The 19,780-nt window shown below is 58.1% G+C and carries 18 protein-coding genes and 3 tRNA genes; 10 read left to right on the top strand and 11 right to left on the bottom strand.

Annotated elements, in window-relative coordinates; translation table 11 throughout:
• Positions 1 to 61: 61 nt before the first annotated feature.
• Both adh and FAZ30_RS18135 read left to right on the top strand, forming a co-directional pair.
• Positions 62 to 1,582 carry an aldehyde dehydrogenase gene (gene adh / locus FAZ30_RS18140; protein ID WP_124643789.1) on the top strand — a complete coding sequence of 507 codons (1,521 nt, stop codon included), beginning with the start codon at positions 62 to 64 and terminating at the stop codon, positions 1,580 to 1,582.
• 121 nt (positions 1,583 to 1,703) lie between these two features.
• Complete coding sequence (locus FAZ30_RS18135) at positions 1,704 to 2,078, top strand: DUF779 domain-containing protein (RefSeq protein ID WP_124643790.1); 375 nt, start codon at positions 1,704 to 1,706, stop codon at positions 2,076 to 2,078.
• A gap of 108 nt (positions 2,079 to 2,186) precedes the next feature.
• On the opposite strand, the gene FAZ30_RS18130 is transcribed toward FAZ30_RS18135, so the two are convergent.
• Positions 2,187 to 2,435: a hypothetical protein gene (locus FAZ30_RS18130; RefSeq protein ID WP_124643791.1), complete on the bottom strand. Its 249-nt coding sequence runs from the start codon at positions 2,433 to 2,435 to the stop codon at positions 2,187 to 2,189.
• A 96-nt stretch (positions 2,436 to 2,531) separates the two neighbouring features.
• On the opposite strand from FAZ30_RS18130, the gene FAZ30_RS18125 reads away from it, so the two are divergent.
• The 3 genes from FAZ30_RS18125 to FAZ30_RS18115 all read left to right on the top strand — a co-directional run bounded on the left by FAZ30_RS18125 (position 2,532) and on the right by FAZ30_RS18115 (position 5,564).
• A complete protein-coding gene (locus FAZ30_RS18125) occupies positions 2,532 to 2,924 on the top strand; it encodes a DUF1289 domain-containing protein (protein WP_124643792.1) in 393 nt (130 codons plus the stop codon).
• 21 nt (positions 2,925 to 2,945) lie between these two features.
• A complete protein-coding gene (locus FAZ30_RS18120) occupies positions 2,946 to 3,557 on the top strand; it encodes a methyltransferase domain-containing protein (RefSeq protein WP_124643793.1) in 612 nt (203 codons plus the stop codon).
• 174 nt (positions 3,558 to 3,731) lie between these two features.
• On the top strand, positions 3,732 to 5,564 hold the full coding sequence (locus FAZ30_RS18115; protein ID WP_124643794.1) for a methyl-accepting chemotaxis protein: 1,833 nt from the start codon (positions 3,732 to 3,734) through the stop codon (positions 5,562 to 5,564).
• A gap of 47 nt (positions 5,565 to 5,611) precedes the next feature.
• Here the strand turns inward: FAZ30_RS18115 and mscL are convergent, their stop codons facing one another.
• From mscL to FAZ30_RS18095, 4 genes are all read right to left on the bottom strand, one after another.
• Positions 5,612 to 6,073, bottom strand: a complete 462-nt coding sequence (gene mscL / locus FAZ30_RS18110; protein ID WP_124643795.1) for a large conductance mechanosensitive channel protein MscL — start codon at positions 6,071 to 6,073, stop codon at positions 5,612 to 5,614.
• A gap of 170 nt (positions 6,074 to 6,243) precedes the next feature.
• A tRNA-Asn gene (locus FAZ30_RS18105) sits at positions 6,244 to 6,319 on the bottom strand.
• Between the two features lie 25 nt (positions 6,320 to 6,344).
• A tRNA-Asn gene (locus tag FAZ30_RS18100) sits at positions 6,345 to 6,420 on the bottom strand.
• A 33-nt stretch (positions 6,421 to 6,453) separates the two neighbouring features.
• Positions 6,454 to 6,529: transfer RNA gene (locus FAZ30_RS18095), tRNA-Asn, on the bottom strand.
• A gap of 230 nt (positions 6,530 to 6,759) precedes the next feature.
• Here FAZ30_RS18095 and ygfZ point away from each other — a divergent pair.
• The 3 genes from ygfZ to FAZ30_RS18080 all read left to right on the top strand — a co-directional run bounded on the left by ygfZ (position 6,760) and on the right by FAZ30_RS18080 (position 10,100).
• Entirely contained in the window at positions 6,760 to 7,788 is a 1,029-nt protein-coding gene (gene ygfZ / locus FAZ30_RS18090) for a CAF17-like 4Fe-4S cluster assembly/insertion protein YgfZ (RefSeq protein ID WP_124643796.1), read from the top strand.
• Between the two features lie 105 nt (positions 7,789 to 7,893).
• Positions 7,894 to 8,202, top strand: coding sequence for an H-NS histone family protein (locus FAZ30_RS18085; RefSeq protein WP_124643797.1), 309 nt, complete (start codon positions 7,894 to 7,896; stop codon positions 8,200 to 8,202).
• A gap of 173 nt (positions 8,203 to 8,375) precedes the next feature.
• A complete protein-coding gene (locus FAZ30_RS18080; RefSeq protein WP_137009995.1) occupies positions 8,376 to 10,100 on the top strand; it encodes a hypothetical protein in 1,725 nt (574 codons plus the stop codon).
• A gap of 65 nt (positions 10,101 to 10,165) precedes the next feature.
• Here the strand turns inward: FAZ30_RS18080 and FAZ30_RS18075 are convergent, their stop codons facing one another.
• Both FAZ30_RS18075 and FAZ30_RS18070 read right to left on the bottom strand, forming a co-directional pair.
• Entirely contained in the window at positions 10,166 to 11,293 is a 1,128-nt protein-coding gene (locus FAZ30_RS18075; protein WP_124643799.1) for a M14 family metallopeptidase, read from the bottom strand.
• A gap of 124 nt (positions 11,294 to 11,417) precedes the next feature.
• The gene (locus tag FAZ30_RS18070) at positions 11,418 to 11,963 is read right to left on the bottom strand and encodes a phasin family protein (protein WP_103525256.1); all 546 of its coding nucleotides are present in this window, start codon (positions 11,961 to 11,963) and stop codon (positions 11,418 to 11,420) included.
• Between the two features lie 209 nt (positions 11,964 to 12,172).
• Between FAZ30_RS18070 and phaR the strand changes: the two genes are divergently transcribed.
• Together phaR and rimO are read left to right on the top strand one after the other, a co-directional pair.
• Complete coding sequence (phaR, locus tag FAZ30_RS18065) at positions 12,173 to 12,739, top strand: polyhydroxyalkanoate synthesis repressor PhaR (protein WP_059286019.1); 567 nt, start codon at positions 12,173 to 12,175, stop codon at positions 12,737 to 12,739.
• 399 nt (positions 12,740 to 13,138) lie between these two features.
• Positions 13,139 to 14,461: a 30S ribosomal protein S12 methylthiotransferase RimO gene (gene rimO / locus FAZ30_RS18060; RefSeq protein WP_124643800.1), complete on the top strand. Its 1,323-nt coding sequence runs from the start codon at positions 13,139 to 13,141 to the stop codon at positions 14,459 to 14,461.
• Positions 14,462 to 14,529: 68 nt separating this feature from the next.
• On the opposite strand, the gene FAZ30_RS18055 is transcribed toward rimO, so the two are convergent.
• From FAZ30_RS18055 to FAZ30_RS18040, 4 genes are read right to left on the bottom strand one after another with little or no spacing between them, the layout of a single operon-like run.
• Positions 14,530 to 15,891, bottom strand: coding sequence for a sensor histidine kinase (locus tag FAZ30_RS18055; RefSeq protein ID WP_205676622.1), 1,362 nt, complete (start codon positions 15,889 to 15,891; stop codon positions 14,530 to 14,532).
• Positions 15,867 to 17,306: a nickel-dependent hydrogenase large subunit gene (locus FAZ30_RS18050; RefSeq protein WP_137009994.1), complete on the bottom strand. Its 1,440-nt coding sequence runs from the start codon at positions 17,304 to 17,306 to the stop codon at positions 15,867 to 15,869. The genes FAZ30_RS18055 and FAZ30_RS18050 overlap by 25 nt, the downstream gene beginning before the upstream one ends.
• Positions 17,303 to 18,304 carry an NADH-quinone oxidoreductase subunit B family protein gene (locus FAZ30_RS18045; protein WP_124643802.1) on the bottom strand — a complete coding sequence of 334 codons (1,002 nt, stop codon included), beginning with the start codon at positions 18,302 to 18,304 and terminating at the stop codon, positions 17,303 to 17,305. The genes FAZ30_RS18050 and FAZ30_RS18045 overlap by 4 nt, the downstream gene beginning before the upstream one ends.
• Positions 18,288 to 19,727, bottom strand: a complete 1,440-nt coding sequence (locus FAZ30_RS18040) for a sigma-54-dependent transcriptional regulator (RefSeq protein ID WP_124643803.1) — start codon at positions 19,725 to 19,727, stop codon at positions 18,288 to 18,290. Before FAZ30_RS18040 ends, FAZ30_RS18045 begins: the two co-directional genes overlap by 17 nt.
• Between the last annotated feature and the right edge of the window lie 53 nt (positions 19,728 to 19,780).

The raw sequence follows: 19,780 nt of genomic DNA, 5'->3' as shown, positions 1-19,780 counted from the left end.
ATGACTTGGCAGCCGGTAGCAACGACCGGCGCTCCGATTCTAATAGCCAGGAGGCAACGTCATGTATCAGCAAGCACTCGCAGCACTCAGCAAGAAACTCCCGCTGAAATCCCGTTACGAAAATTTCATCGGCGGCCGCTGGGTAGCGCCGGTACAAGGGCAATATTTCACCAATGTCAGCCCGATCGACGGCAAACCGCTGTGCGATATTGCCCGCTCCACCGCGGCTGACATCGAACTGGCACTGGATGCCGCCCATGCCGCAGCCGATCGCTGGGGTCGTACTGCACCGGCGGTGCGCGCCAATGTGTTGCTGAAGGTTGCCGACCGCATGGAAGAGTACCTGCCTTTCCTGGCCCTGGTCGAAACGCTGGACAACGGCAAGCCCATCCGCGAGACCAATGCGGCCGACCTGCCGCTGGCAGTTGATCACTTCCGCTACTTTGCCGCTTGTCTGCGTGCCCAGGAAGGCTCGCTGTCCGAACTGGACGAAGACACCGTGGCCTACCACTACCACGAACCGCTGGGCGTGGTCGGCCAGATCATTCCCTGGAATTTCCCGCTGCTGATGGCCGCCTGGAAGCTGGCCCCGGCGCTGGCTGCCGGCAACTGCGTGGTGCTCAAGCCGGCCGAGCAGACCCCGATGGCCATTCTGGTGCTGATGGAAGTGATTGCCGATCTGCTGCCCGATGGCGTACTGAATGTGGTGAACGGCTTTGGCGTGGAAGCCGGCAAGCCGCTGGCCACCAATCCGCGCATTGCCAAGGTCGCCTTCACCGGTGAAACCGGCACTGGCCGCCTGATCATGCAGTACGCTGCCGAAAACATCATCCCGGTGACGTTGGAGCTGGGTGGCAAGTCACCCAATATCTTCTTCGAAGACGTGATGCGCGAGGACGACGATTACTTCGACAAGGCGCTGGAAGGCTTTGCCATGTTTGCCCTCAATCAGGGCGAAGTATGTACCTGCCCGTCGCGCGTGCTGGTGCAGGAATCCATCTACGAAGCCTTCATGGAACGTGCCGTGGCACGCGTCAAAGCCATCAAGCAGGGTAATCCGCTGGACATGTCCACCATGATCGGTGCTCAGGCCTCGCGTGAGCAGCTGGACAAGATCCTGTCCTATATCGACATCGGCCGCGCCGAAGGTGCACAGGTGCTGACTGGTGGCGGCCAGGCCCATCTGGGTGGCCAACTGGCAGAGGGCTTCTATGTACAGCCCACCATCCTGGCCGGCCACAACAAGATGCGTGTGTTCCAGGAGGAAATCTTCGGGCCAGTCGTGGCTGTCACCACCTTCAAGGACAAGGAAGAAGCACTGCACATTGCCAATGACAGCGCCTTTGGCCTGGGGGCAGGGGTGTGGACGCGTGATGGCAATACCGCCTATCGCATGGGCCGCGAGATCAAGGCTGGCCGTGTCTGGACCAACTGCTATCACCTCTACCCGGCACATGCTGCCTTTGGCGGCTACAAGAAATCCGGCATTGGTCGCGAAACCCACAAGATGATGCTGGATCACTACCAGCAAACCAAGAACCTGCTGGTGAGCTATAGCCCGAAGGCACTGGGCTTCTTCTAAGCAGTTCTTTTCACGGTCACCGCCTGCGGGCGGTTGACCGCTTGCAAGCAGCGGTCCTCCTTGGGGGTGGCGCAAGTCGCCCTCGCTTTGGCGCCGCCGGTTTCTCGCAAAAAGGGGTGACATGATTTCCCGCGTCAACATGACAGAGCGTGCTGCGGAACTGTTGTCGGTGTTGTGCCAGCGCCATGGTTCCTTGCTGTTCCACCAGTCTGGTGGATGTTGCGACGGCAGTGCGCCACTGTGCTTTACCCAGCAGGAATTCCGTGTTGGCGATCATGACATCCTGTTGGGAGAAATCGGCGGCTGCCCTTTTTACATCAGCGAATTTCTGTATGGCTATTGGCAGAACTGCGCACTGACCATTGATGCTGTACCGGGACGTGGCGGGGGCTTTTCGCTGGAGTCGGCCGAAGGAATGCGCTTTGTCACGCTGTCGCGCTTGCTGAGCGAAGAGGAGTTGGCCATGCTGTCACCGTCGCCGCCTGCTCAGGGCTGAACTGTTGTTGCCTGTAATGAAAAACCCCGGTCAAACCGGGGTTTTCTGTTTTCAGGACGGCATCCTGCCGCAGAGCCGATCTTGTTGACCGGGGTGGTGGACCCGGTTTCAGGAAGCATCCAGATAGTCGTAGCCGGCCCAGTCCAGGGCGTAGCCATTGACCTTGCGCAGATTGACAGGCTTGAGCAGGCCATGCTGCTGCATATGGCGCAGATGCTCATGGATGATCAGCTCGTTGAATTCATCACCGGTTTCGCGGCGAATGGCGGCGATGAGCTGGCGCTCGTCCAGATATTGCACCTGTTTCAGGCGCAAAATGCGTAGTATTCGGAATACCAATAATTCGTTGCGTGGCATTTGTGTTTATATTGTTGCAGCGATCTTTCATTTATCTGACATTTTTGTTGGGAAAGTCAAGAAATATGACAGAAGTGTTTCAGTTTGGAGTGGTGCATGGTGCTTGAGCGTCCTGATTCACCGTGTATCGCCCGTTGCACAACGGCCGTTGGTGACAATGTCTGCCGGGGCTGCGGCCGCAGCTTTGCCGAGATTTCCAACTGGTGCTTCATGGATGAGCCCGCCCGTGAGCAGGTCTGGCAGCAGTTGCCGCAGCGGCAGCCCTTGCTGGATATCGCCGAGCGGCTGGGGGTGCTGCTCGACCTGCAGCAACTGGATGGTGAGGAGTGGGGGATGTTGTCGCTGGATGGGCGGCGCTTGTTCATTCGCATGCAGTCCTCCGGTGTGCAACTGCGCTTGCCGGATGGCCGGTCGCTGCCGCTGGATGTGCAGCAAGGCCTGGATGGCATCACAGCGCAATTGCGTGAGTATGCTGCGCTGGCTAATTAGTAGTTAATGGAGAACTGAAATATGGCGCAGGACAGTTCCTTGGCAGATTTCTGGGATGTGCGCTACCAGCAGGGCGTTACGCCATGGGAGGGAGCGCAGCCGGATGCACATATGCATCGCTTCATCGCCAGCCTGCCGCAAGGCAGTAGAGTCTTGCTGCCGGGGTGCGGCTCGGCGGCGGATGTGCGCTGGCTGTTACAGGCCGGCATGCAGGTGGATGCCATCGATTTCAGCCATGAAGCCATTCGGCGCGCGGCGGCCGCACTGCAAGACAGCCCGGCGCGTCTGTGGCAGGCCGACTTCTTTGCCCTTGAAGCCGCCGCAATATACGACCTGGTGTTCGAGCGAGCCTTCTTGTGCGCCTTGCCGCCGAGGATGTGGAGAGACTATACCCAGAAGATGATGCAACTGACTCCTCGTGGCGCCTATCTGGCCGGGGTGTTTTTTCTGGCGGACAAAGCCAAGGGGCCTCCCTTTGGTACGAGCCGCGCTGCACTGCAGCAACTGTTTGCTGAGGGCTTTGAGTTGAGAGACTGCCAGCCGGTTGGTGCAGCTTTGCCGGTGTTTGCCGGCCAGGAGTTCTGGATGGTGTGGCAGCGCAAGCCTGCCGCAGGCAGTGGGCTGGCAGAATAATCTTTCATATCCTGTAGTTACAGTTTGTGCTTGCTGTGAACTACCTGCGAATGGTTCTTGATAACCGTCATTTTTATTGCAATTGGGATTGGTTATTTCACAGATTTAAGGTAAAAATGTAGCGCCCGCTTTAAACATATAACAAGCAATATCAGCAGGTCGTAAGGAGAGAGCATGGATTGGTTCTGGCGCGTATATACCCTGGTCGAAAAAACCTTCTTCAATACACTGACCAGGAAATTGTGCAGTTTTTTTTGTTTAAGCCTGTTCCAGTTGATCATGTTGGCTTATTCCTATCTGGTGTTGACCGATATTCGTGGCCAACTGAATAACCCGGCGGTTCCCGGCTCGGTTTCCGCCAATATCCTGTCCAGTATCGACAGTGCCATTTTCTGGGGCAGCTGCCTGTGGGGGCTGGGTGTGGCCTTTACTTGCTTCATGGTCTGGTATCTGCGCTATCTCATTGTGCGGCCGCTGAACATGATTATCGGCATTTTCAATGAGATTGGCGCTGGCGAGGGGGATCTGTCACGCGATATTCCGGCCATTACCTACGACGAAATCCGCGATGTTTCGGTTTCCTATAATCGCTTCCAGCTGAAAATGCGCGAAATCATCAGCAATGTGCGGCTGATGACCGTGCGTATCGCCATGGACTCCGCCCGTACCCGTAAAAATGTGAGTGAATCCTTGAACAGTGCCGTGCGGCAGGATGAATTCGCTACTCGCGTACGCGATGCCAGCGATCAGACCACCACGGGCATTAATCAGGTAACCGGCCAGACGCAAAGCATTTCCGTGTCCACCCTTTCCAATCTGGATGTGGCGCGCGAGTCTTATGACGAACTGAAGACCGTGGCCGACCGCATTTACGATATCAGCCAGAAGGTAAGCCACTTTAACGAGACCGTGGAAGATCTGAGTCAGCGCTCGGCCAGCATCAAGACTATTGTCGATCTGATCAAGGATATTTCCGACCAGACCAATCTGCTGGCACTGAATGCGGCCATCGAGGCGGCACGGGCAGGCGAAAGCGGCCGTGGTTTTGCGGTAGTGGCCGACGAAGTGCGCAAGCTGGCGGAAAAGGTGAAAAAGGCCACCGACGAGATCTCCAGCAATATCGACGGCATGCTGGGGCTGGTGTCGGATACCCAGGTGGAAACCAATGAAATCACCGCGGGAACCCATCAGGCCCGCGAGGTTGTCTCACGTGCCTCGCAGCACTTTGGCCGCATGATGGGTGATTTTGAATCCACCGCCAGCAGCCTTACGCAAATCGCAGGCACCATGGAAGATTTCGCCGAAACCAATCGGCAGGTAAACCGGCATGTGTCGGAAATTCACGATCTGGGACAGCAGGTAACCGAACGCCTCAACCATACCGAGCAGGTTGCCGATGAATTGTCCGGAGTGGCCGAACAGGTGCAGGAAATGGTATCGCGCTTCGTAATCGGCGAGGGTGAATTTGACCGCATGATAGGCTTGGCGCGCGGCATGCGTGATCAGTTGCAGGGTGTGCTGCAGCAACAGCAAAAAGCCGGCGTCAATGTGTTTGACCAGCGTTATCAGCCCATCCCCGGCAGCAAACCCAGTAAATACCACACCGCCTATGACGAGAAGCTGACAGGCCTGGTGCAGGCACATTACGACAGTCTGGTGCGTGATGTGGTGGGAGGGCGCTTCTGCTTGCTGGTGGACAACAATGGCTATGCGCCTACCCATAACAGCTGGTATAGCCAGCCACTGACTGGCGACGAGCAAAAGGATTTGGTAAATAGCCGCGATAAGCGCATTTTTGCCGATCCTGCCGGCCTCAAGTCGGCCCGCAATACCGAACCCTTCCTGCTGCATACCTATATGCGTGATACCGGCGAAATCCTGTCGGAGCTGACACTGCCGGTCTTCCTGGATGGTCGGCACTGGGGGGCGCTGCGTCTGGGCTTTGATCCTGGAAGTCTGCTGGAGGCGGCAGGCCTGGAGAATAAAGGCCGGCGCGAAGGGAAATAAAAAAGAGGCCATTCGGCCTCTTTTTTATTGGAGCATGCTTTAAAAGATCAATCCAGTTGCGATGTGCAGCAAGGGCAGCGGCTGGCCTTCTCTGGCACGCTGGACAGGCAGTAGCGGCATTCCTTGGTGGCGGCTGCGGGGGCAGCTTCAACCGGGGTTTCACGCTTCAGCTTGTTGATGGCTTTCACCAGCATGAAAATGGCGAAGGCAACAATGGTGAAGCTAACCAGCGAGTTGATGAACAGGCCGATGTTCATGGTTACCGCACCTGCCTGTTTGGCGGCAGCCACCGAGGCGTAAGGCCCGGCTTGCTTGGCACCTTCCTTCAATACGAAGAACAGGTTGGCAAAATCGACATTGCCGATCAGCAGGCCGATGGGCGGCATGATGACATCGTCGACCAGTGATTTGACGATGGAGCCGAACGCACCACCAATGACCACACCGACGGCCAGATCGATGACATTGCCTTTAACAGCAAATTCCTTGAATTCCTTCAGAATGGACATGGCTGATCCTATGGTTATTGTTTAATACAGAGTTAATTGATGCTTATTTTAACACGAATAAACAGTGCTGAAAGCCAGACGATTCTTGGCGAGAAACAGAGGTTTTGTCAAAAGGGAATATTTGGCGCAAATGGAATGCAAAAAGCCCGCTATCAAAGCGGGCTTTTGTCTGGCTCCCCGAGCAGGGCTCGAACCTGCGACCTGCGGATTAACAGTCCGTCGCTCTACCAACTGAGCTATCAGGGAATAAACTGGCATGGCATTGTAGGGGTGGCTCCCCGAGCAGGGCTCGAACCTGCGACCTGCGGATTAACAGTCCGTCGCTCTACCAACTGAGCTATCAGGGAATAACCGGCAATGCACAATAAATTGTAGGGTCTTGGCTCCCCGAGCAGGGCTCGAACCTGCGACCTGCGGATTAACAGTCCGTCGCTCTACCAACTGAGCTATCAGGGAACATCCAAGAGAGTGCGAACTATACCGACGGCAATCAGGCCTGTCAACGCTTTGCCCATGGAAAATGCCAGCTTTTTAAATGGTCGGGGGTAGTGTGTGGACTAAGTCCATGAGGCGAAAAGAATATCGCCACGGCATGCGGCTCTGGTGCACAGTGGCGCTGGCAGGAATGGGCTGAAAAAAGTAAAATTCTTGACTAATTTAGTGTGCTTAATCACAGGTATCGCAACATGAAGCAGCCGTGGCAGTCGTGGGTAGACAAGAATCAGGGACAGATCGACCAGGAAGGGCGGCTGTCATTTTCCGATTTTCTGGCACAAGTCACTGCCGTGCGCACCGGCAATGCGCTTGCACTGCTGGATAACCTGGGAATCATCCAGGTGCAGGGCGAGGATGCGCAAACCTTTCTGCAGGGGCAGTTTTCTGCCGATATCCGGGATGTGTCCATCGCGCGTGCGCAATTCAGTACCTATTCCACTGCCAAGGGGCGCATGCTGGCCAGCTTTCTAATCTGGCAGCATGCGGACAGTTATTATCTGTTGTTGTCGGCCGATATTGCCGCCGCAATCGCCAAGCGCCTGACCATGTTTGTCATGCGTTCCAAGGTGAAGGTGACTTTGCTGGATACCTCGTTGTCACCGGTGGCCGGTTTGCGCGGCCCATTATTGCAGTCGGTCGTGGAGCAGTATTTCAACGCCAAAGAACAGCCACCGCTCAATGTGATGCAGCAGGGCGCTGATGTGGCGATTGCGCTGCCCGACGGAGGGTATCTGGTGTGTCCGGCGGTTGATTCACCATTGCCGGCATTGCTGCAAGGAGTAGCTGCGGTAGCCGTGTCTGCCGCAGCCTGGGCTGTTCGTGATATTGATGCCGGCATTGCATGGGTGACGCAGGCCACGCAAGAACAGTTCGTGCCGCAAATGGCCAATATGGAAATAATTGGCGCCGTCAGCTTTAAAAAGGGCTGTTATCCTGGCCAGGAAATTGTGGCGCGTACCCAGTACCTGGGCAAGCTGAAACGGCGCTTATTCAAGGCTCGTCTGACGCAATTTGCTGCGGTTGGCAGCAAGTTATTTAGTCCTGAACTGCCCGATCAGTCTATCGGTATGGTGGCCGCAATTTGTCAGGTGGAAGACAGCAAGTATGAGGCTTTGGTTGTGGCGCAGTCGGCATGCTGGGATAAGGGTATTTATCTGGAGACAGAATATATCAATGCGCTGGAGCAGCTGGCTTTGCCCTATCCTACGCAGGATGAATAAAAATTGCTTTGTTTACTGAAATTTAACCTCTTTGCCTTGACGAGAAGATAGGCTTTTGGCTAAATTGAATCAGTGGTTCTCCAACTGAATAATAAGGGCGGCAAAATGGATATTAGCAATCTTAGCTTTACTGAACTGGTAGCATTGAAAAGCGACGTTGAAAACGAAATCAAACGTCGTGAATCCGAAGAAAAATCCAAGGCTAAAAAGCAGATCATCGAGCTGGCAAAGGCTTATGGCCTGAGCGTAGAAGAGGTTCTGGGCAAGGTGGGTGCCGTTGTGCGCAAGCCGGTTGAAGCCAAGTATCGTCACCCGGAAAATGCAGAGCTGACTTGGACTGGCCGTGGCCGTAAGCCGGTTTGGGTACAGGAACTGCTGGCTGCTGGCAAAACGCTTGAAGATCTTGCTATCTGATGTGACACTGTCTTCCAAGTGCCTGACAAAAAGCGCCTGCACGGGCGCTTTTTGTTTTGGGGCGCAAGTTCTTCTTGCTGATTTGCCGGCTTGTATAAATACTGGTATGGCCGACGAGTGCAAGCTCCGGGTTCGCCCTGATCCCGTCACGATGACAGACTGAAAGTTACGCCATGTTGGACTTCTTCTCCCGAGGCTCAAAGAACAAGTCAGATCCTTTGGCCAATGCAGCGGCTGCCAAAGCCTATGCCGATACTCTGAAGCAAGAGTATGGCGCGGCTGCGCACGAGAGAATTACCGAGATGCTGGCCGAGGTCAATATGCTGTCTCCCCATGTGACGGCAGATTTGCTGGATGCGGTGTTGACGCTTAATCTGGAAATCCAGCCGCTGCATGAAAATTTGTGCACGCAGTATTTTATGAATTCCCGTATGCCTAAGGTACTGGAAGGGCAGTTGCGCTCGCAGATACTGGCGTATGGAAAGCAGTTTCTCGAGTTTTATCAGCGTGCCTTGTCTCTTGATACCGACATGCAGCAAGAAGAGCGGGTGCGTGCCATGCTGCCATTGGTATTGGTACGCATGATGCATTTCTTTGGCGAGTTCGCCCGTTGGCAATATTTGCGGCATTTCAGCCCGGATGATGTTTTCTGGCTGAATGTAAATCAGCTTTATCGCCTGGCAGAGCAGCGACGTATTGACTCCACCCCGGTATTTTTATTCGGGGAAGGCAGTCCGGGTACTACGGTACAGGATCAATATCTGATCATGTTGATGTTGTCATTGTTAAGTAGTGGCAATCTCAGCCTGCGACAATTCAATTTCTCTTATCAGCTGCTGTGCCTCGTTTCCAATCGCATGTCGCTGCATCCGCAATATGATGAAGATGCCAGCTTTGCTGTGACACTGGCCGAGGCCAAGCCTGCTGCTCGTGCCAATCCCAGTTTTGTCAGTGAATCCGCCCGGTTCTGGAGTACTGCCAATATGGTGGAAATCATCCATGGCTGGGCCACGGTGATGGAGGGGGGGCGGGTGCCGCCAGAGCTCAAGCCATGGATCGAGCCTGGTATTGATGCCAGCTTGCTGCACATGCTGTGCCGTGAGTGGTCTGCCAAGCCGCTGCGCTTTGAGCGTGCCGAACGTGTTGCGGTGACAAACCGTAATCTGGAAGTGGCGCATCGTCTGTCCACCCTGCACCGGCTGATTCGTCAGCCGGATGAGGCCATTCAGGCGCAGGCACGTCATACGGACAACGACAGCTTTGATGATGCGGCCAATATCCGTATCTATGGCTTTGTCACCAGTCGCAAGCGCGATCGCAGTACACTCGCGCTGGCTCCGCTTGCCATGTCCGGCGATTCTGCGCCGGCACCGCAGTCTTTGCGTGACGAGTTCTTGCGCTGGTCGGTCGAGAATATCAGCCAGAGCGGCCTTGGCGTGACGCTGGACTCGTTGGGTAATGAATGGGTCACGCTGGGTAGCCTGGTGGGCTATCGAGATGTCGATAACACCAACTGGAGCCTGGGGCTGGTGCGGCGGGTCAAGCGGGCCAATCAGCGGGAGCGCATTTATCTCGGGGTGGAAACCCTGTGTACCCGGCCAGTGGCGGCCTCCATCCGCCCCACCGACAGCAAGCTGATCGATCCCACCTTGCCGCCTGACATGGTGTGGCTGGCAGGGCATATCGCCTTGTTTGTGCCCTTTGACCGTGGCGGGCGCCGTATCAATGCCCTGATCATGCCGATCTCGGTGTATACCCTGGGCCGGCAGTATTACATGACAGCACGCGGCAAGCATTTTCAGATAGCGCTGGGCAAGGTGCTGGAAAAGGGGAGTGACTGGTGTCTGGCAGAAATCGAACTGGTGAAGGCGCTGGACAAGCTGCCACTAGCCATGTGATTACATGCTGCGAAAAACAAAAAAGCCGGAATCGCGATTCCGGCTTTTTGCTGGGTAGGGAGAGATCAGCGTAATTCGTTGATCACTGCGTAGATTGGCGTCAGGGCTGCTTCACCCATGCGCAGGCTGCGTTGGCCATTCCAGCCATAGTCATCATCAGGCAGGTTGGCATTGTCCTTGAACGGCATTTCCAGTGTAAAGGCCAGGCACTTGAAGTTTTCACCCACCCAGTTGGTGGCCAGGCTCAGATTGGCCGAGCCCGGGGCATCCTTGTCATAGCCGAACTCATCCTGGAAGTCCGGGTTGGCCACCATCAGGTAGTGTTTGAACTTGTCTTCCAGCTGGCGAATACGCTCATCGTAGGAAGGAACACCCTCTGTGCCGGCCACAAAGACATAGGGCAGTTTTTCGTCGCCGTGGATGTCGAGGAACAAATCAACGCCGGTTTCCTGCATTTTGTTACGCACGACCAGTACTTCCGGACTGGTTTCTTCCGACGGTGCCAGCCATTCGCGATTGAGATTGGCGCCGGCTGCATTGGTGCGCAGATTACCCAGGATGGAGCCATCCGGGTTCATGTTCGGCACCACATAGAAGGTAGCCTTGTCCAGCAGGGCGCGCGAAGTGGCGTCCAGCGGATCGAGCAGGCGGTTCAGGAAACCTTCAACAAACCACTCGGCCATGGTTTCGCCGGGGTGCTGACGGGCGGTTACCCAGATTTTCAGATCAGACTCGACTTCATGACCAATGGTCAGCAAATTGATGTCGCGGCCCTGTACGGTAAAGCCCAGATCATGAATCTGGCACAGGCCGGATCCTTGCGCCTGCCCCAGCAGATTCAGGTGCTGCTCATGGGAGTAGGGCTCGAAGTAGGCGTAATACACGCTATTGGCCAGCGGCACGTGTTCAACCGTCATGGTCTGGCCGTCAAAATGAGCCGGCACGCGGAACCAGTTGATACGGTCGTACGATGCCATCAGCTCGTAATCAGTCCACCCTTCCGGGTAGGCGCATTCGCCGGCATTGAGAAAACGCAGCGTACATGCCTGATAGGCAGCGCCTTGTAGCCGGAAGTAAAACCATTGAGCAAAGTCCGAGGCATTGTCATGTGGAATTCGCAGCTGGATGTCGTCGAAACTCTCCATGGAAACGATTTCGATGCTGCCTGCGTCAAAGTTGCTGCTGATTTTCATGCGTTGAACCTGTGGTCTTTGCTGGAACTCTAAAGAGATAATTGTAAACCTGCCCCGGCCTGCTTGCATCATGCAAAGCAAAAAACCCCGCCAAAGCGGGGTTTTCAGTCAGCGTGGCCGTGAATCAGGCGCGCTTGGTGGCAGTCTTTACTGCATCGGCAGTGGCGCTGCTGGCAGCCTTGATGCTGCTGTCAGTGAATTCGGCAACTTGCTGGGCAGCTTTGCTGAAGCTGTTTACGGCAGCAGCGGCGGCAGCCAGCGAGGTCTTGACGGCGTTCAGTGCATTGTCGGAACCTGCCGGGGCGTTCTTGGCAGCACCTTCCAGTGCGGTGATCAGGTTCTTGTTGAAGCTGCCGAGGTTTTCTTCAGCCAGCTTGGACAGTTCGCTTTGTGCAGCGGATACGATTTCGTATACGTTGCGGGAGTTGGCAACGGCCTTGTCTACGGATTGGCTGGCCAGTTGGTTGAACTGGTTCAGGGCTTCCTGAGCATCGCCAGCGCCGGCCAGTGCCTTGGCAACCTTGACGTTTTCTTCCAGGGTTTGCTTGGAAGCTTCCAGGTTCAGCTTGACCAGGCGCTCGGCGCTGTCCAGAGAGATCTGGGCGACGCGCAGGGCGGCTTCAAAGCCGGACAGGGAGATCTTGCTGAGTTGATCGTTGGTATTGAACATATTTTTAACCCTCATCATTAAATTTCGTAGAAAAGACCGACAAGCTCTGTGTTGACTGAGATTTTTTTTCTTGTTTTATATTGCACTGCACAATAAGTGCGAAATGTAGCATGCACGGTGCAAGGGGCATAGAAGTTTTGCTCTAGCTTGTTGTATTTATGATAAATTGCGGGTGCACAACACCAACGACAATAATCCGGGAGTGTTACATGAGTGTTGAAAAAAGGGTCATCAAGAAGTACCCGAACCGCCGCCTGTATGACACGGCGACAAGTTCCTACATCACATTGGGAGACGTGAAGCAACTGGTGCTCGAAAACGTGGATATCCAGGTTGTCGATGCCAAATCACAGGATGACATCACGCGCAGCGTGCTGCTGCAGATCATCCTGGAGGAGGAAAATGGCGGAATGCCGATGTTCAGCTATGAAGTACTGACGCAGTTCATCCGCTTTTACGGTCAGGCCATGCAGGGCATGATGGGCCCCTTCCTGGAGAAAAACCTGCAGCTGTTTGGTCAGATGCAGCAGAAACTGCAGGAACAAACCCGCGCCATGTATGGTGACAAGGCAGTGTTCAACACCACCATGTGGGGCGAGTTCATGAAGCTGCAGGGTCCGGCGATCCAGAATGTCATGTCCAGCTATATGGAACAGAGTACCGGCATGTTCCTGGAAATGCAGAACCGCATGCAGGAGCAGACCAAGCAGTTGTTCAGTGGTTTCACTTTCCCGGGTTATGTGCCGCCCGGCAAGGATGATGCAGGCAAGTCCTGATCAATCCACTCTGCTGACAAAGCCCGTTTCCAGACGGGTTTTTTCTTTTGTCGCTCCTGATTTTTCCTCACAAACCTGCGGTGGCATCGTCGCCGAATTTCCTCTGCATCCGGTTCGCGCAAAAATGGACGGGAGCAAGGGCCTGGCTATGCGCTGTTGCGATGCCTCCTGCCTCTGGACTTCTTGGGTTGGCTGGCTTTGCCGCAGGTGTTTTGTCAGTCGCTCTGACTGATGAGGCCGGCTGGGGCGCTGGATTGCAGAGTCTGCAGATAAAAAGCAGCCGGCACAGGCTACGATGCCAGGCGGTACTCTGTTGCCATTTCCCGCTCAAGCATGCTTGGGTATCAAGTGGCAAATGGCTGTATAATCTGGCGTTTTTCATTTTTTGCACTACGCCACATGTCCAAAGCTCCTCGTATCGGTATGGTTTCGCTTGGCTGCCCCAAGGCCCAGAGTGATTCCGAACAGATTCTCACCCGCCTGCGCGCGGAAGGTTATGAAATTTCCTCCTCCTACGATGGCGCCGACCTGGTGGTGGTGAATACCTGTGGTTTCATCGATTCGGCCGTCACCGAATCGTTGGACGCCATTGGCGAAGCCCTGAGCGAAAACGGCAAGGTGATTGTCACCGGCTGTCTGGGGGCCAAGGATGGCGTGGTGCAGAGCGCGCACCCCTCGGTGCTGGCAGTGACCGGCCCGCATGCCACCGACGAGGTGATGACGGCGGTACACAGCTACCTGCCCAAGCCGCACGATCCCTTTGTTGATCTGGTGCCGGATGTCGGCGTGCGACTCACGCCCAAGCACTACGCTTACCTGAAGATTTCCGAAGGCTGTAATCACCGCTGCACCTTCTGCATCATCCCGTCGATGCGTGGTGATCTGGAAAGCCGCCCGGTACACGATGTACTGCGCGAAGCTGCCAGCCTGGCCCGTGTCGGCGTCAAGGAGCTGCTGGTGATTTCGCAGGACACCTCGGCCTATGGCGTGGATGTGAAGTACAAGCTGGGCTTCCATGATGGCCGCCCGGTCAAGACCCGCATGACCGAGCTGTGCGAAGAGCTGGGCAAGCATGGCATCTGGGTGCGCCTGCACTATGTCTATCCCTACCCGCATGTGGACGAAGTCATCCCGCTGATGCGCGACGGCAAGATCCTGCCTTATCTGGATATCCCCTTCCAGCATGCCAGCCAGAAAGTGCTGAAGCTGATGAAGCGTCCGGCCAATAGCGACAATGTGCTGGCCCGCATCAAGAAATGGCGCGAAATCTGCCCGCAGCTGGTGATCCGTTCCACCTTCATCGTTGGCTTCCCCGGCGAAACCGAAGAAGACTTCGAAGAGCTGCTGCAATTCCTGCGCGAAGCACAGCTGGACCGCGTGGGCTGTTTCACCTATTCCGCAGTCGAGGGCGCAACCGCCAACGAACTGCCGGATCAGGTGCCGGAAGAGGTGAAAGAGGCGCGCAAGGAGCGCTTCATGGAAGTACAGGCCGAAATCAGCGCCCGCAAACTGGAAGCCCGCATCGGCCAGCGCCTGACCGTGCTGGTGGATGAAATCGACGACGAAGGCACGGCGATTTGCCGCAGTTATGCCGATGCGCCGGAAATCGACGGCCTGGTGTTCATCGATGATGCGGTCGGCCTGGAAGCTGGCCAGTTTGTCGAGGTGGATATCGTGGATTGCAGCGAACACGACCTGTGGGGCGAACGCGTGTCTGTCTGATGTGCAGCGCTCTGCTCAGCAAAACGGTCTGCCCTGTGGGCAGGCCGTTTTTCATGGTGCCGGGCGATTCAGTTGCGGAAGGCCGGCAGCCGCAAGGTAAAGCAGGCACCGCCGCTCAGCGGATTGTCGGCGCTCAGTTGGCCGCCATGGCGTTCGACGATGCCATAGCTGATGGACAGGCCCAGCCCGGTGCCTTTGCCGATGGGCTTGGTGGTGAAGAAGGGGTCGAAAATCAGCGGCAGCGCGTCTTCGCTGATGCCGGGGCCATTGTCCTGCAGGCCCAGTTCCACCATGTCGCCGGCGCGTTCCAGCCGTAGCTGCAGTGTGGGCTGCGGGGTTTTCTCGATGGCATCGAAAGCATTCTGGATCAGGTTGACCAATACCTGCTGCAACTGGTTGGCCGAGCCGCACACCCAGGCCGGCTCATCCAGCCCGCTGCTGCTGACCTCGACGCGAAAGGGCGCTGCCCGGCTGACCCAGTGCACGGCGCGCTGGGTGAGGTCGGCCAGATCCACCCGCTGCCGGGTATTTTCTTCCACGGCGGAAAAGCGTTTCAGCGCATCCACGATATGGCCGCTGCGCTCGGCACCTTCCATCAGCCCGGCGCAGAGCGAGGGCAGGTCGGCCAGCAGACGGTCGATTTTCAGCTCGATGCGCAGCGCCTGATTGTCGCTGCTCAGGTCATGGGCGTGGATGGCATTGAGATAGCGGGCGAGCTTGCCGGCATAGCGCTGCATGGCGTGGGCATTGCCCAGAATGAAGCTGATGGGGTTGTTCAGCTCGTGCGCCACGCCGGCTACCAGCCGGCCGAGCGAGGCCATTTTTTCGGCCTGCACCAGCTGCGCCTGCGCTGATTTCAGTGCCTGATGCGCCGCTTGCAGCTGGGCATAGGCGCGCTTGAGTTCGCCGATGGGGCGGCCCACGGCGACAAAGCCGCTGTAGCGGCCTTCGCCGTCGTACAGCGGGCTGACATTCCAGGTCACCGGCACTGGCTCGCCCTGTTGCCGGGGCAGGGCGATTTCCACATCCTGCACATCGCTGCGGCCTGCCGCCAGCAGGGTGGCGATCTGGCTGCGTGCCTGGTTGTCTTCCACCAGCTCGGCCAGTTCGCGGCCGACCAGCTCGCTTTCCGTGTGGCCGGTCAGCTGCAGCATGGCGCGATTGACCTGGCGCACCTTGCCCACGGTATCGCACACCACCAGCACATCGGTCATGGCAGCCAGTACGCCCTCGGTAAAGTGATGGGCTTCGGCCAGCTCGCGGTGCTTGGTTTCCAGCGTTTCCTGTGAAGCCACCAGCTCGCTGTATACCTCGTCCATGCGCTGGATGACATCGATCCAGGCGGCTTCGGCCAGCTCCTGGCCGGCAGCGGCCATGCTGTCATCCGGCAAGCAGACCGGCGCGTTCAGTGCGTGGTGCAGACCTGGCATGGATCGAAACTCCTGACAATGTGCTGAACCTGCAGGGCTTGCGGGTCGCTGGCGTCCACGCCTTCCAGCGCTTTTTCCAGTGGGCCGGGCAGCTCCTTGCTGTCGCGCGGTGAAAAATTCCAGGTGGTGGGGGCGATGATCTGGTAGCGGCTGATACGGCCGGCATCCAGCGTCACCCAGTGGCCCAGCATGCCGCGTGCCGCTTCGGTCAGGCCGACGGCGCTGTTGTGCACGGCGCTGGCCGGGCAGGGTTGCTGGAAGGGCTGTTCCAGCTCCAGTGCGGCCAGCCAGTGCTCCATCAGCGGCACGATGCGCGCCACTTCGGTGAGGCGTGCCACCACCCGGCTCAGTACATTGCCGCCGGCGCTGGCCACCATCTCGTTCAGCAGCGGCTCGCCCCGCAGCAGGCCGCGCGCCAGTGCGCCGGTTTCTGCCGCGAGGCCAGCCACGCGGGGGGCCTTGCTCCAGCTATAGCCTTCGGCCTTGTCCGGCAGTGGCACGGTATCGGTGTGCAGCGGGGCGCTCGGGCCATCGCCGGCCAGCCAGCTGCTGTGGTTGTCTTCGCTGATCTGCTCCTGCGGCAGCGGCTGGCTGAGGCCCTGTTGCCACAGCCCGGCCGGGCTCCAGGGGCCATCCGGGCCGGCATAGGCTGCCGCCGCGATGAAATGGTCGTAGCTGCGGCCCAGCTGCTGCAATTGCAGGCTGTCGGCAATGTGCAGGAAATGGGCGAAGTCCGCAGCCGGTGTCTGTGCGCGGTAGTGTTCCAGCGCGGCCTGGCCATCCAGCGCGGCGATGGCTTCCAGTGGCTGGCCAAAGGTGCGCTGCTCCAGAAAGCGGCGGAAGCTGCGCAGCCATTGTTGCAAGCGTACCCGCTCGGCGGCGCTGACCACCTTGGTCACCCCGCCGGGTTGCAGGCACAGAGTATGCGGCCAGTGGCCGGCCAGGCTGCCCATGAAGCGCATCAGGATGGCACGCGCCTCCAGCATGGGGGCAACGGCGCTGCCAGACTGGGCCTTGAAGCGGGCAAGCGTTTCGCCGTGCCAGCCATGTTGCTGGTAGTCGGCACGGGCAAAGTCCGGCATGAAAAACAGGTAGAAATGGCTGAGGTGATCGGCGATGTTTTCTACCGCGTGGATCAGGTTCAGCACCCGCTGGCCATTGGCCGGTGGCGTGATGCCATACAGCTGCGACAGCGCATGCGCTGCCGCTACCGATTGCGATACCGAGCAGATGCCGCAGATGCGCGGCACGATGGCCAGCGCGTCCAGCGGCTCGCGCCCCAGCAGGATGCGTTCGAAACCACGGAACAGCGGTGCGGTGACGCGGGCGGCGCTGACCTTGCCATCGGCAAAGTCCAGCGTGATGTTGAGGTCGCCCTCGACACGATTGAAGGGGCCAAGAATGCGACGGCTCATGCTTTGCCCTTTTTCGGTAGCGAGGGGGGAACGGTCAGGCGGTCCAGCACGGCGTTCTGCCGTACCCGTGTTGGGGTGGCGGATTTGGACAGCGTGGACAGGGCAACAAACCAGGCTTTGGGCATGTCGGTGGGCAGGCCCACCGGGAAGCCGGCCACCTGCGGCGTGCTGAAGAAACCATGGCCGGGATCGGCAAAATCCGGTGCCGTACAGTTGATGCAGGGATAGCCGCCGGTCAGGCAGGAACCTTCGCCATTCCAGCTGCGGCTATTGCAGTCGGCATGGGCCTGGGTGCCCTTGCAGCCGACATGCTCCATCAGGCAGCCCATCTGGCCGGGCGCGGTGGCGCTGGCCTTGAATTCGTAAAACTCGTTCTTGTCGCAGCCGTGGTGTACCAGCTTGTCGGCGTAAAAGCGTGGCCGGCCCAGCGGGTCCAGATCGGCTGCCGACAAGCTGTCGCTGGCCAGCAAGGCCAGGGTTTCCAGTACCCAGCCCGGATGAGTGGGGCAGCCGGAAATATTCACCACCGGCAGGCCGCTGGCGGTGTGGAAATGGCCACCCAGCAGGCCACCGGGATGATTGCCGGCATAGTCCAGCCCCACCGCACCGGTGAGATTGTCACCGGCAGCGCTGATGCCGCCATACGCGGCGCAAGTGCCCACGGCGATGACCTGGCTGGCGCGGCGGGCCAGCTGCTCGATCAGCGTGCTCATGCTTTGGCCGTCTGGCAGCAAGTGGAAACGGCCGGCGGCACCGGTCATCACCGAGCCTTCCAGGCAGAGCATGTCCAGCGGCTCGCTGCCATCGGCCAGCCGCTGCAGCAAGTGCATGGCTTCATCCAGGCTTTGCTCGGCAAAGCTCGGGTGCCAGATCAGCTCGATGCCGATGTCGGCCAGCGCGGTGAACAGGCTGGGGGCTTCGGTATTGAGCAGTGACAGAGTGCAGCCACCGCAGCCGCCGGATTGCAGCCACAGCAGGCGTTTATTTTTCGAGGCCATAACGGGTCAGCTTGTTGCGCAGGCCGACGCGGGACAGGCCCAGCTCGGCGGCTGCGCGGGTCTTGTTCCAGCGCTGGCGGGTAAGGGTTTCGCGCAGGATCTGCTTTTCCAGTTCGTCCATGCGGGTTTTCAGATCGCCCGGCAAGCCGGTGAGAAAGGCCAGCTCGGCCACCTGTTCCTCGGCGGCGGCTTGCAGCACCTCGGCGGACAGCAGTTCGGCACCCAGCAGGTCGTCGTCGCTCAGCACTAGCATGCGGTTGATCTCGTTGCGCAGCTGGCGCACATTGCCTGGCCAGCGGTAGTCCTGCAGGGCTTGCAGGGTGTCCTCGCCAAAGCGGGCGGCCGGGCGCTGGTAGTGGTGGCGGGCTTCTTCCAGCAAGGCCTGGGCGATCAGCGGAATGTCCTGTGGCCGTTCGCGCAGCGGTGGCACATGCACGGTAAAAGCCGACAGCCGGTAGTAGAGGTCTTCGCGGAACTGGCCGGCGCGCACCAGTTCCGGCAGCAGCTTGTTGGTGGCGGAAACCACCCGCACATTCACCTTCAGCGGGCGCGGGCTGCCCACCGGGCGGACTTCGCCTTCCTGCAGCACACGCAACAGCTTGGCCTGGAAGGCAGGCGAGGTTTCGCCGATTTCATCCAGGAAAATGGTGCCGCCATCGGCTTGCTGGAACAGGCCGATGCGGTCCTGATAAGCGCCGGTAAACGCCCCGCGCTTGTGGCCGAACAGCTCGCTTTCCAGCAGTTGTTCCGGCATGGCGGCGCAGTTTTCCACCACAAAGGGGCGGTCGCGGCGGTGGCTGGCGTAGTGCAAGGCGCGCGCCAGCAACTCCTTGCCCACGCCGGATTCGCCCTCGATCAGCACCGAGATGTCGAAGGGCGACACCCGCGCCAGCAGCGCGCAGATCTTGCTCATGCTGCTGTCCGGCGCTCGCACGATATTGTCCATGGCCGAACGTTCGCGCATCTGCTCGCGCTTGCTGTCCACCTTGACCTTGAGCCAGGGTTCGGAGGCTTTCAGCTCGACATTGAGCAGTTCGTTTTCCTGCTGCAGGCGGAACAGCTCCACCGCGCCCTGTACTGTCAGCAGCAGCGATTCCGGTCGCCATGGCTTGAGCAGGTACTGGTAGATGCCGGCGTCATTGACGGCAGCGATGATGTCGGCGTTGTCGGTGTAGCCGGACAGGATGATGCGGATGATCTGCGGGCAGCGCTCGCGCACCTGTTTGAGGAATTCCACGCCGCTCATGTCCGGCATGCGCTGGTCGCTGACCACCACCTGGATGAATTCCGATTCCAGAATGGCCAGTGCTTCTGCTCCCCCCTGCGCGGTAAACAGGGTGAAGTCGTCCTCCAGTGTCCGTTCCAGTGCTTCCAGCGAGCGGATTTCGTCGTCCACCAGCAAAATGGCGGGTTTTGCGCGCATTGTTCTAATCCCAGTCAAGCGTTGTTATTGTCTGTGCGCCCGGACTGTGTCGC

The sequence above is a fragment of the Aquitalea aquatilis genome (genome assembly GCF_005155025.1).
In the GTDB taxonomy this organism is placed as follows: Bacteria; Pseudomonadota; Gammaproteobacteria; order Burkholderiales; family Chromobacteriaceae; genus Aquitalea; species Aquitalea aquatilis.
The sequence above is the reverse complement of the archived record's forward strand: the minus strand, read 5'-3'. Positions and strand labels throughout refer to the sequence as shown.